The 14,690-nt window shown below is 59.8% G+C and carries 15 protein-coding genes; 10 read left to right on the top strand and 5 right to left on the bottom strand.

The window, feature by feature from the left end; all coding sequences use genetic code 11:
• Positions 1-4 precede the first annotated feature (4 nt).
• Entirely contained in the window at positions 5-2,743 is a 2,739-nt protein-coding gene (polA, locus tag ACSOSP_RS34695) for a DNA polymerase I (protein WP_455315166.1), read from the bottom strand.
• Between the two features lies 1 nt (position 2,744).
• On the opposite strand from polA, the gene ACSOSP_RS34700 reads away from it, so the two are divergent.
• Complete coding sequence (locus tag ACSOSP_RS34700) at positions 2,745-3,494, top strand: LOG family protein (protein ID WP_455315167.1); 750 nt, start codon at positions 2,745-2,747, stop codon at positions 3,492-3,494.
• A gap of 67 nt (positions 3,495-3,561) precedes the next feature.
• Here ACSOSP_RS34700 and ACSOSP_RS34705 read toward each other — a convergent pair whose 3' ends face one another.
• Positions 3,562-5,094 carry an AMP nucleosidase gene (locus tag ACSOSP_RS34705; protein ID WP_455315168.1) on the bottom strand — a complete coding sequence of 511 codons (1,533 nt, stop codon included), beginning with the start codon at positions 5,092-5,094 and terminating at the stop codon, positions 3,562-3,564.
• Positions 5,095-5,327: 233 nt separating this feature from the next.
• Between ACSOSP_RS34705 and ACSOSP_RS34710 the strand changes: the two genes are divergently transcribed.
• The 5 genes from ACSOSP_RS34710 (at position 5,328) to ACSOSP_RS34730 (ending at position 8,937) form a co-directional block, all read left to right on the top strand.
• A complete protein-coding gene (locus ACSOSP_RS34710; RefSeq protein ID WP_455315169.1) occupies positions 5,328-5,726 on the top strand; it encodes a hypothetical protein in 399 nt (132 codons plus the stop codon).
• A 209-nt stretch (positions 5,727-5,935) separates the two neighbouring features.
• Positions 5,936-6,913, top strand: coding sequence for a homoserine kinase (locus tag ACSOSP_RS34715; protein ID WP_455315170.1), 978 nt, complete (start codon positions 5,936-5,938; stop codon positions 6,911-6,913).
• A 3-nt stretch (positions 6,914-6,916) separates the two neighbouring features.
• Entirely contained in the window at positions 6,917-7,735 is an 819-nt protein-coding gene (locus ACSOSP_RS34720) for a BPSS1780 family membrane protein (protein ID WP_455315171.1), read from the top strand.
• 170 nt (positions 7,736-7,905) lie between these two features.
• Entirely contained in the window at positions 7,906-8,358 is a 453-nt protein-coding gene (locus ACSOSP_RS34725) for a MarR family winged helix-turn-helix transcriptional regulator (protein ID WP_455315172.1), read from the top strand.
• 159 nt (positions 8,359-8,517) lie between these two features.
• Positions 8,518-8,937 (top strand): organic hydroperoxide resistance protein, encoded by a 420-nt coding sequence (locus tag ACSOSP_RS34730; RefSeq protein ID WP_455315173.1) that lies wholly within the window; start codon positions 8,518-8,520, stop codon positions 8,935-8,937.
• Between the two features lie 189 nt (positions 8,938-9,126).
• On the opposite strand, the gene ACSOSP_RS34735 is transcribed toward ACSOSP_RS34730, so the two are convergent.
• Positions 9,127-9,300: a DUF3563 family protein gene (locus ACSOSP_RS34735; protein WP_455315174.1), complete on the bottom strand. Its 174-nt coding sequence runs from the start codon at positions 9,298-9,300 to the stop codon at positions 9,127-9,129.
• A 131-nt stretch (positions 9,301-9,431) separates the two neighbouring features.
• Positions 9,432-10,580 carry an extracellular catalytic domain type 1 short-chain-length polyhydroxyalkanoate depolymerase gene (locus tag ACSOSP_RS34740; RefSeq protein ID WP_455315175.1) on the bottom strand — a complete coding sequence of 383 codons (1,149 nt, stop codon included), beginning with the start codon at positions 10,578-10,580 and terminating at the stop codon, positions 9,432-9,434.
• Positions 10,581-10,849: 269 nt separating this feature from the next.
• On the opposite strand from ACSOSP_RS34740, the gene ACSOSP_RS34745 reads away from it, so the two are divergent.
• The 4 genes from ACSOSP_RS34745 to ACSOSP_RS34760 all read left to right on the top strand — a co-directional run bounded on the left by ACSOSP_RS34745 (position 10,850) and on the right by ACSOSP_RS34760 (position 13,876).
• Complete coding sequence (locus ACSOSP_RS34745; protein ID WP_455315176.1) at positions 10,850-11,545, top strand: phosphatase PAP2 family protein; 696 nt, start codon at positions 10,850-10,852, stop codon at positions 11,543-11,545.
• Positions 11,546-11,702: 157 nt separating this feature from the next.
• Entirely contained in the window at positions 11,703-12,443 is a 741-nt protein-coding gene (gene modA, locus ACSOSP_RS34750; protein ID WP_455315417.1) for a molybdate ABC transporter substrate-binding protein, read from the top strand.
• A gap of 24 nt (positions 12,444-12,467) precedes the next feature.
• Positions 12,468-13,142: a molybdate ABC transporter permease subunit gene (modB, locus tag ACSOSP_RS34755; RefSeq protein WP_455315177.1), complete on the top strand. Its 675-nt coding sequence runs from the start codon at positions 12,468-12,470 to the stop codon at positions 13,140-13,142.
• A gap of 11 nt (positions 13,143-13,153) precedes the next feature.
• The gene (locus tag ACSOSP_RS34760; RefSeq protein ID WP_455315178.1) at positions 13,154-13,876 is read left to right on the top strand and encodes an ATP-binding cassette domain-containing protein; all 723 of its coding nucleotides are present in this window, start codon (positions 13,154-13,156) and stop codon (positions 13,874-13,876) included.
• Here ACSOSP_RS34760 and ACSOSP_RS34765 read toward each other — a convergent pair.
• Positions 13,839-14,681 carry a TOBE domain-containing protein gene (locus ACSOSP_RS34765; RefSeq protein ID WP_455315179.1) on the bottom strand — a complete coding sequence of 281 codons (843 nt, stop codon included), beginning with the start codon at positions 14,679-14,681 and terminating at the stop codon, positions 13,839-13,841. The genes ACSOSP_RS34760 and ACSOSP_RS34765 overlap by 38 nt on opposite strands.
• Positions 14,682-14,690 lie beyond the last annotated feature (9 nt).

The following is a 14,690-nucleotide window of genomic DNA, read 5'->3' on the forward strand; positions in this document are numbered from 1 at the left end:
GCCTTCAGTGCGCCTCTTCCCAGTTGTTGCCCACGCCGACTTCGGCCACCAGCGGCACCTTGAGTTTAGCAACGCCGCACATCAACTCCGGCAGGCGCTTGCGGACTTCAGGCAACTCGGCTTCGGGCACTTCGAGCACGAGTTCATCGTGGACCTGCATGATCATCTTGGTCTGGCTGTTCGATGCTTCCAGCCAGTCCTGCACGGCGACCATCGACAGCTTGATCAGGTCGGCCGCCGTGCCTTGCATGGGCGCGTTGATTGCAGCGCGCTCGGCGCCTTGCCGGCGCGGTCCGCTGCCGCCGTTGATCTCGGGCAGCCACAAGCGCCGTCCGAACACGGTCTCGACAAAACCATCGCGCTTCGCCTTCGTGCGCGTTTCTTCCATGTAGTTCGCGACGCCCGGATAACGCTGGAAATAACGGTCGATATAAAGCTTCGCCGCATCGCGCGAAATGCCGATATTCGATGCCAGCCCGAACGCGCTCATGCCATAGATCAAGCCGAAGTTGATGACCTTCGCGATACGCCGCTGGTCGCTCGACACTTCAATAGGCGTGACGCCGAAAATCTCCGAAGCAGTCGCCCGATGCACGTCTTCGCCTTCAGCAAACGAGCGCATGAGCGACGGATCGCCGGAGATATGCGCCATGATCCGCAACTCGATCTGCGAGTAATCCGCCGACACGATCTTCGCTCCCGGCGGCGCAATGAACGCCTCGCGAATGCGCCGGCCTTCGGCGGTCCGCACCGGGATGTTCTGCAGGTTCGGCTCATTCGACGACAAGCGCCCCGTCACCGCCACCGCCTGCGCATAGTTCGTATGCACGCGGCCGGTCTTGGCATTGACCATGCGCGGCAGCTTGTCCGTGTAGGTGGACTTCAGCTTCGACAAGCCGCGATGTTCCAGCAGAATCTTCGGCAGCGGATAATCTTCGGCGAGCTTTTGCAGCACTTCTTCATCGGTGGAAGGCGCGCCGCTCGGGGTCTTCTTGACCACCGGCAATTGCAGCTTCTCGAAGAAAATCTGGCCGATCTGTTTCGGCGAACCCAGGTTGAATTCGCCGCCCGCGAGCATGTATGCCTCGGCTTCCAGCTGAATCAAACGCGTGGCGATCTGGCCGCTTTGCACGCGCAGCAATTCGCCATCGATCAGTACACCGTTGCGCTCCATCTTGCGCAACACGCGTGACGTCGGCATTTCAATGTCGCGATACACCTTCAGCAATTGCGCTTCATCGGCGAGCTGGGGATAGAGCGCTTGATGCAGCCGCAACGTGATATCCGCGTCTTCCGCTGCGTAGGGCGCAGCCTGATCCAATGCGACTTCGTCGAAGCCGATCTGCGATGCGCCCTTGCCCGCCACGTCTTCATACTTGATGGTCTTCGCGCCCAGATGCCGGAGCGCGAGATTGTCCATGTCGTGCGGCCGATGCGACTCCAGCACATACGATTGCAACAACGTATCGTGCTCGACACCGTTCAATTCGATGCCGTAATTCGCCAGCACTTGTTCATCGTATTTCAGATGCTGCCCGACCTTTTTCTTCGACGGATCCTCAAGCCACGATTTAAGCTTTTGCAGGACTTCGTCGCGCGGCAATTGCAGCGGCGCGTCCGGTCCGCGATGCGCGACCGGAATATAAGCCGCGTGTCCCGGCTCGACCGATACGGACAACCCGACCAGTTGCGCGAGCATTGGGTCGAGCGCGGTCGTTTCGGTATCGAAGGAAGTCAGCTCGGCGGCGTTGATGCGCGCGAGCCATTCGTCGAATTGTTCCCACGTCTGGACGGTTTCATAATGCCGCTCGATTTCGGTGGCCGGCGCGGGCGGCGTGTCGACAGGACCTTCCACCGCGTCCGCAATCTCCACCTCCCGCAGCCAGGTCTTGAAACCGTGACGCGTGAACAGGTCGCGCAATTCGTCGCGAGCCTCGGGCCGCGCCGGCAGCGTTTCCTCGATCGACACGATCTGCTCCGTCAGGTCGCAGTCCGTCTGTACGGTAACGAGCTTTTTTGCCATCGGAAGGAAGGTGAGAGCCTTACGCAGATTGTCTCCCACCGCACCTTTGATTTCGTCCGCATGTGCCACGATGCCCTCAAGGGTTTCGTATTGGGTGAGCCACTTCAGCGCTGTCTTCGGCCCGCACTTGTCGACACCTGGTACGTTATCGACCGTATCGCCGATGAGCGAGAGATAGTCGACGATCCGCTCCGGCGGCACGCCGAACTTACCCAGCACCCCGGCGCGATCGAGCGTCTCGTTGGACATCGTATTGATGAGGGTGACATGATCCGTCACGAGCTGCGCCAGATCCTTGTCCCCGGTCGACACGACGACTTTCATGCCGCGCTTTTCGGCGGCAACCGCAAGCGTGCCAATGACGTCGTCGGCCTCCACGCCTTCGATCATCACCAGCGGCCAGCCGAGCGCTCGCACGATGACGTGGATGGGTTCGATCTGTTTTGAGAGGTCATCGGGCATGGACGGCCGGTTTGCCTTGTAATCCGGATACCAGTCGTCACGAAATGTCTTGCCTTTGGCGTCAAATACGCACGCGCTATACTCTGCATTGATGTCTTTTCGCAACCGCCGGAGCATGTTGATCATTCCATACAACGCGCCGGTTGGACCGCCGTCAGGGCCGCGTAGATCCGGCATGGCGTGGTAGGCCCGATAGAGATAGCTGGATCCGTCGACCAATAGCAGGGTCTTACCTTCAAGATTAAGTTCTTCAGGCATTATGAACAAAAGAAAAGTGATTCCGAGTCTGCGATCGCTCGCAGATCAAGAGCGCGCGACGGCCAAGAAGGCCCGCGCATCGTGGCAGATGTTCACGATTATGGCAGAGTTTATCGAGGCGACCGAGTACCTCTCGGAGATCCGGCCTGCCATCAGCATTTATGGTTCGGCGCGTCTGAAACCGGAGTCGCCGTACTACAAGCTCACCATAGAGATCGCGCAGAAATTCTCCGACGCGGGCTTCGCCGTCATCTCCGGCGGCGGCCCCGGCATCATGGAGGCGGCCAACAAGGGCGCCCATGCGGGAAAGTCGCCATCGGTGGGGCTGAACATCGAGTTGCCGCACGAGCAGTCGGGCAACCAGTGGCAGGACATCTCGCTGCGCTTCCGGCACTTCTTCACGCGCAAGGTCACGTTCGTGAAGAATTCGGATGCGGTAGTGGTCATGCCCGGCGGTTTCGGTACGCTCGATGAAATGGCCGAAGTGCTCACGCTGATCCAGACCAAGAAGTCGCGGCACGTACCCATCGTGCTGGTCGGCGCCGAGTTCTGGGAAGGCTTGCTCTCGTGGTTCCGCAACACGCTGGTGCCGACCGGCGTGATCAGCGCGAAGGATCTCGACCTGATGCAGGTGATCGACGATCCCGATAAGGTGCTGGATGCGGTGCTGCAGTTCTACGAAGACCGCGAGACAGCCGAAGAACAACCGGCCGAAGGCAAGTCGGATGAAGACCGGATGTTTTACCTTTGATGGTTTGATAGCCGGTTTGACTGCATAAGCGCGTTAAAAGCGGCTCCTGTCGGAGCCGCTTTTAACGCTATTGAAAGGCTACTTCCGCAAACCCTCGCAACTTCCGGCTATGCAGTTTCGATAGCCCGTTCATCCGCAACAACTCCATCGCCTTGACGCCGATCTGCAAGTGCTGATCCACTTGCGCGCGATAAAACTGGTCCGCCATGCCCGGCAATTTCAATTCGCCGTGCAAAGGTTTATCGGAGACGCAAAGCAAGGTTCCGTAAGGCACGCGAAAACGGAATCCATTGGCGGCAATGGTTGCGCTTTCCATATCGAGCGCAATCGCCCGGCTTTGCGACAAACGCTGTACCGGCTCACGGTGATCGCGTAACTCCCAGTTACGGTTGTCCACGCTCGCCACAGTTCCCGTGCGCATGACGTGCTTCAGATCCACGCCTTCGAGTTTCGTCACTTGCGCGACCGCTTTTTCCAGCGCGACCTGGACTTCAGCCAGTGCGGGAATCGGAATCCATAACGGCAGGTCGGCGTCCAGGACGTGATCTTCGCGCACATAACCATGCGCCAATACGTAGTCGCCCAAACGCTGCGTATTCCTCAATCCCGCGCAATGCCCGAGCATGATCCAGGCATGCGGCCGAAGCACGGCTATATGGTCCGTGATCGTCTTCGCATTCGACGGGCCCACTCCTATATTGACCATGGTGATGCCGCTGCCATCGGCGCGTTTCAGATGATAGGCGGGCATTTGCGGCAACCTGGGAGGGGCGACGCCCTGTTGCTCCTCTTGCGAATCGCCAAGGTTCTCGTTGCCCGTAATCACGTCGCCGGGTTCCACGAACGACATGTATTCGCTTCTATACGCCCGCGTTTCTTCATCGTCCGCACGTGACATGATCCTGCGTCCGAGCTTCACGAACTCATCGATATAAAACTGGTAGTTCGTATAAAGCACGTAGTTCTGGAAATGCGTAGGCGAAGTCGCGGTGTAATGCTTCAGCCGATGCAAGGAGAAATCCACTCGCGCCGCAGTAAACAATGCGAGTGGATGCGGTTCTCCCGGAGCCGGCTCATTGGTGCCGTTCGCAATGCGATCGTCGAGCGTCGCGAGATCGGGCATATCGAAGATATTGCGCATGGCGAGCAGCCGGTCACGGTCCAGGTCGCCTTCCAGGTGAATGCCTTCCGCAAACGCGAAGTGAATAGGCACGGGTTGCGCCGACACTCCTATCTCGATCCCCACATGATGATTCTTGGTAAGCAGCCGCAATTGTTCGCGATAGTAATGGCCGAATAAATCGGGCCGCGTGAGCGTGGTTTCGAATATGCCGGGCCCTGCGACAAAGCCATAGGAACGGCGTGAATCGATCTGCGTATTCAACTCGGTACGCACCCGCACGAACGGGTAACACGCCCGCACGCGATGCGCAAAAGGTTCGTTTTTTCTATAGCGCGCGAACGCGTCGCGCAGGAAAGAGGTGTTGGCTTCGTAGATTGCCGATATCCGCGCGACCGCGGCCACGGGGTCGTCGAAAGACTCCGTGGGGAAGTTGTTGGCAGGCGTGGAATGGCTGGCTTGAGTCCGGTCGTTTGTCATGATCTTCTGCGCTCTTGTGATGAATCGACATTAACACGGAAGAACCACACGCCCATGAACACCCCTCCCGGCGATGCGTTTCTTCAACACGTTCAGCCGCGCCAACACGGTTTCAATGAAACCAGCGCAAAATAAGGCTTTTGGGCACGGCTCAAGGTCCCTTTAGTGTCCCTTTAGTGCCCCTTTCACGAGTGCGTTTTGCTAAAATCCGGGCACTCATCTGGAGAAACATCATGAAGCCGCTTCAATCTGTCGCCATCGCGGCCATTCTCGCCGCAGCCAGCCTGGGCGCCTACGCGCAATCGGCCCCCGCGACGGATGCTCCGCCGGCGCACGTCATGTCGCCTGAAGAGAATGCCGGGCTGCCGGACCTCAAGGCCATCAACCGGCCCGCCGCGCAGGTCACGTCGAAGGTGGAAATTTCGCCGCCGCGCCTGCCGAGCTATCACGAACAAAGCACGAACGGCACCGAAATCACGGAATACCGCGACAAAGGCAAACCGGTGGAAATCGACGTGCGCTCGAACTTCGGCACGCGTTATCAGATGAGCGCACCCGCCGACACGTCGCCGAGCGTGCGCGATAACGGCAAGCCCAGCACGCGCCTGCCTTCCTGGAACCTGACTTACTGAACGTTTATTGAAGGGTTGTCCAGCGCTTATCGAGTAACTATTAAGCGCTCGACAGCCTGCGGCCGCCGTCCATCCGCTGAGCGCCGCGCCGCTGCTTCAAGGCGACGATTCACGGCGACGATTCACGGCGACGCAACGCCTGACTGACCCGCCCGCCGCATGTCGTTGCCGGTCATCCTGCAAGTTCAACCTCACCAAAGCTCTCCCGCATGGCCGTATTCACCGCTGTCACCGATTCCCAGCTCACCGACTGGCTCCAACACTACGAACTCGGCGAAGCCGTCGATTTCCGTGGCATTGCATCCGGTATCGAGAACAGCAACTTCTTCCTGACGACCACGCGCGGCGAGTATGTGCTGACGATCTTCGAGAACCTCACGGCCGCGCAATTGCCGTTTTATCTCGACCTGATGCGCCATCTGGCACATCACGCCGTGCCGGTTCCCGATCCCATGCCCCGCCTCGACGGCGCGCTTTTCGGCACGCTGAACGGCAAGCCGGCGGCGATCGTGACGAAACTGGACGGCGCCCCGGAACTTGCGCCGGGTCCCTTGCATTGCATCGAAGTGGGCCAGATGCTGGCACGGCTTCATTTGGCCGGCCGGGATTTCCCCGCGTATCAGCCGAACTTGCGCAGCCTCGCATGGTGGCAAGAGAACGTGCCCGCCGTGCTATCGCATTTAACCGACGCACAGCGCGTGCTGGTCACCAGCGAACTCGCGCATCAGGCGGCGTTTTTTGCATCGGAAGAATATGGGTTGCTGCCCGAAGGCCCATGCCATTGCGACCTGTTCCGCGACAATGTGCTGTTCGCGCATCCGAGCGCGGATGAAACGCGGCTCGGCGGGTTCTTCGATTTCTATTTTGCCGGCAACGACAAATGGCTCTTCGATGTCGCCGTATGCGTGAACGACTGGTGCACTGATTTGACCACCGGCGCGCTGGATACGGCACGAGTCGACGCGTTGCTGCGCGCCTATCAGACAGTGCGCCCGTTCACGCCGGCCGAAGCGCATCACTGGAACGACATGCTGCGCGCAGGCGCGTTGCGCTTCTGGGTGTCGCGCCTTTATGATTTTTACCGGCCACGCGAAGCCGAGATGCTAAAACCGCACGATCCCGGCCATTTCGAACGCATCTTGCGCGAGCGCATCAAAGTTGCGCCCCCTCCCGTTCACGGTAATTAATCAATGCAATTGATCGAAGTCCCCGCCAAAACCGGTTATGTGTGGTTCCGCCAGGGTATCTGGCTGTTTCGCCGGAATCCGCTCGCGTTTCTCACGGTGTTCTTCGCCTATCTGTTTGCCATGACGCTGATCTCGCGGCTGCCGCTGATCGGCCCCGTGCTCCCGCTGCTGCTGATTCCCGGCGTGGCCGTAGGGTTCATGGCGGCTTGCCGCAATACCATCGCCAAGAAACCGGTCTGGCCGACGGTGCTCGTCGACGGCTTTCGTACCTACGGGCAGATCGTCGCCCGCCGCTTGCTCGTGCTTGGCGTGATCTACGTGGCAGCCATGGGCTTGATCTTCGCCGCGTCCGCGCTGGCCGACGGCGGCTTGCTGCTCAACATGATGCTCGGCAACGGCCCGGCCGGCGATCCGGAAACCGTGGCGGCAAGCTTCAATCCGCTCGCGGTGCTCGTCGCCATGGTCTGCTATCTGCCGGTGGCCATGCTGTTCTGGTTCGCGCCCATTTTGGTCGCCTGGCACGACGTGCCGCCGGTGAAAGCGCTGTTCTTCAGCTTCGTGAGTTGCTGGCGCAATCGCGGTGCGTTCGTCATCTATGGCGTGTTATGGATTGGTATTGCGCTTGCCGTGTCCTTCGGACTCAGCGCGTTGATGCAAGCGATCGGCGCGGAGCAGGATATGGCCCTCGCGGTGTTGATGCCAGCGTCCATCCTTGTCACGACCGCGTTGTATTGCTCGTTTTACGCGACATATCGCGGCTGTTTCGGGGTGCAATCGGAAGATTCACCTGATATCCCGAATCCGTCCGAACCGCCGGTGTGAATCTTCCCGAATGAACGAAAACTGATGAGCGAACGCCGATGACTGCCTGGTCATCGGCGTTTTGTTTTGTGACGAGTCGTGAAGTGCTGATGCACGATTTCCTTCGTGCGCTAAATATTTGCGTACACTATCCTTATCTCCGTTTTTTAGCGTATTCAGGCGCGACCGCCATGACCTCACTTCCGCAATTCTCGCTCGAACTCGACGCCCAGCTTTGCTTCGCGCTGTACTCGACCTCACTCGCGATGACCAAGACGTACAAACCGCTGCTGGACAAGGTCGGACTGACCTATCCCCAGTACCTGACCATGCTGGTGCTATGGCAAAGCGATGATCTGACCGTCAAGCAGATGGCCGAACGGCTAAGCCTCGATTCGGCCACCATGACCCCTCTGCTCAAGCGTCTTGAAGCGCAGGGGTATATCAAGCGCGTGCGCGGTATTGAAGATGAGCGGCAAGTACACATCCACCTCACCGACGCCGGCCGTGAACTGAAGAACGCTATCAGCGATATTCCCGGCGAGATCTACTGCGCAGCCGGCTCGGACGCCGACCGGCTCATCAAGCTGCGCGATGATCTCGTGCAGCTACGCACGTCCCTGATGGAACACAACGAATCCTAAAAAACCGATAGTCACAATCAATCACCAACACGTCAATTTAATTTGTGTACTAATGATTAGTGCGATATATTTATTCCAGTTGGCACCGCATTACCGAACTTCAGACCTGCAGTAACCTCTTTCTGCCGCCGAGCGGCAACCATTGAACAGGAGAACATCATGAGCATTCTTTACACAGCAACCGCAACGAGCACCGGTGGCCGCGATGGCCGGGCAGTATCGTCGGATGAAAACCTGGATGTGAAATTGAGCGCGCCGAAGGCATTGGGCGGCACGGGCGCAGCCGGCACGAACCCTGAACAACTGTTTGCTGCTGGCTATTCGGCCTGTTTCCTGAGCGCGATGAAGTTTGTCGCCGGTCAGGCAAAGAAGACCATTCCCGCCGATACGACGGTTACCGCCGACGTGGGCGTGGGCCCGAATGACAAAGGCGGCTTCGCGCTGGACGTTGAATTGCGTGTTTCATTGCCGGGACTGGACGCGGCGGAAGCGCAAACCCTGGTAGAGACGGCTCACCAAGTGTGCCCGTATTCGAACGCAACGCGCGGTAACGTCGACGTACGCGTCAAGCTGGTCTGAGTTCAACGTTGGGGCGCATGAGCGGCGGAGAGCTTGCGCCTATCAGGCGAACGGTGCAGCAATCGCCAGACGCAAAAATGCCGGCTCTCGTGGCCGGCATTTTTTTGCTTCGACAACGCCGTCTTCGACGTGACGAATCCTGCTTATCCTTCTGCTGACTAATCGAACTACCGCGGAACTGCTACGGAATTACTGTGCGAGCCACGAGGGATGACGCGACGATACGCGACGATCCAGCTTCTGCATGCGGTATTCGAGATCATAAATGTCGGTAGCTTCGGCCAGATAAGCGTCGTTGCGCTCCTTGTCACGCTGGTCGGCGGATTTGGTCAGGAACAGGAAGAGGCGGCTGAGCAGATACATGGTGAACCTCGCTTAAATGATTAGGGTAATTACCTAGTGCTTTGAACGAAGTATAGGGTAATCCCTAAGCAAATACTAGTGCTCAAAAAAGAATCGCGTTGATACGAAAGACTTTTTTACAACACTCGAGGCTAAACCAGGGTCTCGTCGCGCACGGCCGATTGCACCCGGCGCTGGTATTTGAAGAATTCCCAGAACATGGCCGACGCATCCGGACCTTTGGAAGAATGGAACTGCACGGTGTCGTCACCGCCGCTCCAGGCATGGCCCAAACCGCGGACGATGCACGTCTTGATGACTCGCCGCCCACTTTTGACGTAGTCCGTCACCACGTTGTCGGCTTGCTTTTCCTCGCGGCGTTCACCGCTGCGCCAGGCGCCGTTTGCGTCGATGAAACGGTTCAGGCGCAGGAACTCCGTTGTCAGTTGCTCGGCATTGGTCTTCGATACGACCGAATCCAGCTCGCCGTGCACGATGATGGCCGGCATGCCGGGGTAATCGGCGACGTCGACTGCAGCCTCGATCAGGCCGACCGGGTCGCCGCGGCTGCCGCGCCGCATGGCGTCCATTGCGCCGATTGCGGAGTGTGCGTCGCCGAAAACCACGCCTGAATGCAATCCGACGGCCGCGAACAGCGACGGATACTTGACGGCAAGCATGGCTGCCAGCCCCGCTCCGGCCGACATTCCGGCCACATAAATACGCTCGGAGTCGAAATGGTGACGCGCAACCACCTCGCGCACCAGGGAAGCGACCGCTGCCGCTTCTCCTCCGCCCGAACTGGCTGAATCCTCGTACCAATGCCAGCAGCGGTGCACGTGCGCCGTTTTGGATTGCTCGGGATACAGCACGGCAAATCCGAAGCGGTCCGCGAGCAAATTGATCCGTGTGCCCTGCGCGAACTCTTCAGCCGATTGCTGGCAGCCGTGCAGCATCACGACCAGCGGCATGTCCGTGAGGGACGCGCCAGTCGGTAGATACAACGCGTACGCCAGGTGGTTGACGAACCGGCCCGCTGTCGGCGGAGCCGAATGAAACGACCGGCTCCACTTTCCCGCCGCCCATGCCGAGGCACGCGGCCTCACCCGCGACTCGCGCGCAACACGCGGTTTCGGTGTAATTTTGGGTTTCGCCGAGGCCGGCTTGGCCACCTTGGCGCGAACAGGCCTCGCCGGGGGCTTCGCCGTAACGCGCGTTTTAGGCGCTCGGGGCGGAGCGAGCTGCGTCGCTACAAGGCGTTTCAAGCCTCGCAGCCAGAGTTTTGTCAGGCTTTTTGGCATCGAATTAAGGGTCCGCACAGAAGGATGGATCGCCAAATCCCTTTGGGAATGACGAATGTTGTGCAGTGCACAATAACACCGTTTCCGAGACTGTGCGCGCACCACAGAATTTCACATGGCGTCACGTTGACGTCATGTAAGCGGTTGATCAGGTACGTTGCAAGAATTTTGATTCAATTCGTTGTTATTTTTAGACTCCCTCTAAAAATTTTAGAGGGCTGCGTGGCAGGTATACTGTTGGTTCTCCCCGCTCTGCAGTATCAATCTTCATGCCTGACTTGCCGCATTCTCTTTGGCTCTCGATTACTTCGCTCGGCAGCGTCGGCGTCATGATTCCGCTCGCCCTCGCGGTTGCCGCATGGCTGGCGCTTGGGTATCCATGGCGTTACGCCGCGTGCTGGCTGGCTGTGCTCGGCGCCGCCAGCGTACTGGTCGCGCTGACGAAAATCGCGTTCATGGGATGGGGTGTCGGCGTGCGCGACCTGGATTTCACGGGCATCAGCGGGCATGCGATGGTGTCGTCGGCGGTATTGCCGGTGGCTTTTTTCGTCGCGTGTTTGCCGGGGCGCCGATGGGTGCGCGTGTCTGGCGTGACCGCCGGCGTGCTGATCGGCATGGTGGTCGGCGTGTCGCGGATCTTGCTGAATGCGCATTCAGTGTCGGAGGTGGTGACAGGATGCGGGCTCGGCGCGCTCGCCGCGTTGGTATTCGTGGTGTTCGCCTGGCGGGCTGAGTCCGGCAAATTGGCGGCGGCGCCAGTCGCGGTGAGCCTTGCACTGGTGGCTATCACGCTGCATGGGATTTCTGTGCCAACGCAGCGCTGGATCACGGATGTCGCGCTGCATTTGTCAGGCCGCGAACAGCCCTACATTCGCGCTCGATGGAAAGCGGGACGCTATGACAAGCCCGTTGCACCGCGGTCGCAACATATCGATGTGAGGTTTTCGGGGACGTCGGAGTCGTAAAGGGCGTTCTGTCGCGACCGTTTGGGCGGCGGTCAGGGTCAATGCCACCAGCGCAAAGTAGGGGGAAACGAACGGCCTATCGTTATAAACCCAAATATATTACGATGCGCTTTCTATTCCACTCGACCTGTCCATCGTGTTCAATCTCAAGCACTCGCTGATCGCTGCTGTCTTCACGTTCACGCTGCAATCCGCCGCCCACGCCGATGAAATCGTCGTGTCCGCTGCAGCAAGTTTGACCAACGCGTTCAAAGCCATCGGCGATGCCTATGAGAAACAGCATCCCGGCACGAAAGTCCTGATGAACTTCGGCGCCTCCGACGTGTTGATGCAGCAAATCGTCAAAGGCGCTCCCGCCGATGTGTTCGCTTCCGCCGATCAAAAAGCCATGGACAAGGCTGTGGACGAAAAGGTCATCGCCACCGACTCCCGCCGCGACTTTGCTGCCAACTCGCTCGTGCTGATCGTGCCGAAAGACAGCGCGTTCGCACCCGCCAGCGTCAAGGATCTCACGGCCGCCAGCGTGAAACGCGTGGCCTATGGGGATCCGGCGTCAGTACCTGTCGGCCGTTATACCGAAGGCGCGCTCAAGGAAGCCGGCGTATGGGACGCAGTCAGCGCCAAGGGCGTGCTCGCGGCCAACGTGCGCCAAAGCCTGGACTACGTGGCACGCGGCGAAGTGGACGCCGGCTTCGTATTCAGCACCGACGCCGCCGTCATGCCGGATCGCGTGAAAGTGGCGCTGAACGTGCCGACGCAAACATCGATTACCTACCCCATCGCCCAGGTTGCCCAGAGCAAACATGCAGCCGATGCCCAGCAGTTCATCGCGTATGTGTTGTCGCCGGATGGCCAGAAGACGCTCGCGCAATTCGGCTTCAAACCGCCGGTGAAATGACGCTGCTATATAAACCATAGAACCATGGACCAGGCGTGGATCCCACTGCTGTTGTCGCTGAAAGTAGCGGGATGGGCGACAGCAATCGATGTCGTGCTCGGCGTCGCGGTGGCGTTTGGGTTGTCGCGCTGGCGTTCGTCGGCGCGTGAGCTCGTCGACTCGTTGCTGACGCTGCCGCTGGTCATGCCGCCTACCGTCCTCGGTTATTACCTGCTCGTGTTGCTGGGCCGGCGCGGCGTGATCGGTGCATGGCTCGACAAGTTCGACATCCAGTTGGTATTCACATGGCAAGGCGCGGTGATCGCGTCAGCCGTGGTCGCGTTCCCGCTTGTTCTGAAGTCGGCGCGTGCCGCGTTTGAAACCGTCGATCCGCAATTCGAACGTGCGGCTCGCACGCTCGGCATCAGCGAAGCCGCCGTATTTTTTCGCGTGACGCTGCCGCTCGCCGCGCGCGGCATCCTGGCCGGCGCACTGCTCGCGTTCGCGCGGGCGCTCGGGGAGTTCGGCGCCACGCTGATGATCGCCGGGAACCTGCCGGGAAGGACGCAGACGCTTTCGGTCGCCGTCTATGCAGCTGTCCAGGCCGGCGACGACAGCACCGCGAACATCCTCGTGATCGTGACTTCGGTCACCTGCGTGGTCATCCTGCTCGCAGCCGGAAGGCTGCTGCCGCAGCGCTCCACCGCAGCGGTGCGCTGAAGATGACCGCCATGACCGCACTCTCCGTGCGCCTGCGCAAGCATTTCATCACGCCCGAACGCGATTTCATGCTTGATATTTCGTTTCGTTCGACCAGTCAGCGCATCGTGCTGTTCGGGCCGTCGGGCGCAGGCAAAAGCCTGACGCTGCAAACCATCGCCGGCCTGATCACGCCGGATGAAGGCGAGATCGTACTGAATGGCGCCACGTTGCTCGATACTGCCAACGCGATCGACCTGAGCCCGCAAGCGCGTCGGATAGCCTATCTATTTCAGGACTACGCGCTGTTCCCGCACCTGAACGTGCGCCAGAACATTGCCTTCGGCCTGAAGCGCGGCTGGTGGAATCCGTCGAAACACGTAGCGCACAAGGACGTGGACTACTGGCTGCACGCGTTCGACCTGACCCAAGTGGCGCGGCAGTTTCCGGCGCAATTATCGGGTGGGCAAAAGCAGCGCGTTGCGTTGGCGCGCGCGCTGGTTCCGCATCCGCAATTGCTGTTGCTCGACGAACCTTTTTCAGCGCTCGACATGACCTTGCGCCAGCGCATGCGCCAGGAACTGGCCGACCTTCAAAGCCGCCTAGATATTCCGATGGTGCTCATCACGCACGATCCCGACGACGTCGCCATGTTCGGCGATCAGGTCGTGAGTTTGCGCGAAGGCATCGTGCTACCGGACGATGCCCTCAACACACTCAATCCGTCACGCCAAGAATCACGCTCGACGCCTTGAACGCCGCGATGGCGGCCTGGCCTTGCATCAGGCCGAGCGTCGTCACGCTCTCGTTGGTGATGACGGCAGTGACGGTGGTGGCGTCGTCCAGCGCCAGCGACACCTCCGCGTTCACCGCGCCCGGCGTCACGCTGGACACCTTGCCGCGCAACTGGTTTCGCGCGGAGATCCGCATGGGTTTGGAAGACTCTTCGGCGTCATCGACCATCAGCATGACCCACGACGCCTTCACGAGCGCGAACGCCTCCACGCCCTCCTTGAGACCGAGCGATGTGGTGCTTTCGTGCGTGAGCACCGCGACGATCGATTGGCCACCGGACAATGTCAGCTCGACCTCGTCATTCACGGAACCGCGCGTGACTTTACTTACCGTGCCGAACAACTGGTTGCGTGCGCTCGTTTTCATGCCGATTCGTCCAATCAGCCGCCAGTCCTGCGCGAAGCCTTCAATCGCCGCGCCGGCGCGCTCCAGAAACGCCCGATGCTCCCGTTCGATGGCCCGATACGTATCGATCAGTCTCAGCGCCTGCGCTGTCAAAGTGGTCCCGCCGCCGCCCTTGCCTCCCGTGGCGCGCACGACGAGCGTGGTGCCGGCAAGGTTGTTCATGGTGTCGATGGCGTCCCACGCCGCCTTGTAACTCATGCCGACGGCCTTCGCCGCACCCGTAATCGAACCGGTCTGCTGGATGGCCGCGAGCAACGCAATGCGCGCCGCGCCGCCAAGCGTGGCCTCGCCGCTTCGCAGCCAGACTGAGCCGTCCACTTCGATGAGATCATGCGGTGTACTACGAGATTCGTCAGTCATGGATATCGA

The sequence above is a fragment of the Caballeronia sp. KNU42 genome (assembly GCF_053760385.1).

Bases quoted from the DNA above. Each gene is read 5' to 3' on its own strand.
- polA (WP_455315166.1), bottom strand. From the start codon at position 2,743: ATGCCTGAAGAACTTAATCTTGAAGGTAAGACCCTGCTATTGGTCGAC.
- ACSOSP_RS34700 (WP_455315167.1), top strand. From the start codon at position 2,745: ATGAACAAAAGAAAAGTGATTCCGAGTCTGCGATCGCTCGCAGATCAA.
- ACSOSP_RS34705 (WP_455315168.1), bottom strand. From the start codon at position 5,094: ATGACAAACGACCGGACTCAAGCCAGCCATTCCACGCCTGCCAACAAC.
- ACSOSP_RS34710 (WP_455315169.1), top strand. From the start codon at position 5,328: ATGAAGCCGCTTCAATCTGTCGCCATCGCGGCCATTCTCGCCGCAGCC.
- ACSOSP_RS34715 (WP_455315170.1), top strand. From the start codon at position 5,936: ATGGCCGTATTCACCGCTGTCACCGATTCCCAGCTCACCGACTGGCTC.
- ACSOSP_RS34720 (WP_455315171.1), top strand. From the start codon at position 6,917: ATGCAATTGATCGAAGTCCCCGCCAAAACCGGTTATGTGTGGTTCCGC.
- ACSOSP_RS34725 (WP_455315172.1), top strand. From the start codon at position 7,906: ATGACCTCACTTCCGCAATTCTCGCTCGAACTCGACGCCCAGCTTTGC.
- ACSOSP_RS34730 (WP_455315173.1), top strand. From the start codon at position 8,518: ATGAGCATTCTTTACACAGCAACCGCAACGAGCACCGGTGGCCGCGAT.
- ACSOSP_RS34735 (WP_455315174.1), bottom strand. From the start codon at position 9,300: ATGTATCTGCTCAGCCGCCTCTTCCTGTTCCTGACCAAATCCGCCGAC.
- ACSOSP_RS34740 (WP_455315175.1), bottom strand. From the start codon at position 10,580: ATGCCAAAAAGCCTGACAAAACTCTGGCTGCGAGGCTTGAAACGCCTT.
- ACSOSP_RS34745 (WP_455315176.1), top strand. From the start codon at position 10,850: ATGCCTGACTTGCCGCATTCTCTTTGGCTCTCGATTACTTCGCTCGGC.
- modB (WP_455315177.1), top strand. From the start codon at position 12,468: ATGGACCAGGCGTGGATCCCACTGCTGTTGTCGCTGAAAGTAGCGGGA.
- ACSOSP_RS34760 (WP_455315178.1), top strand. From the start codon at position 13,154: ATGACCGCACTCTCCGTGCGCCTGCGCAAGCATTTCATCACGCCCGAA.
- ACSOSP_RS34765 (WP_455315179.1), bottom strand. From the start codon at position 14,681: ATGACTGACGAATCTCGTAGTACACCGCATGATCTCATCGAAGTGGAC.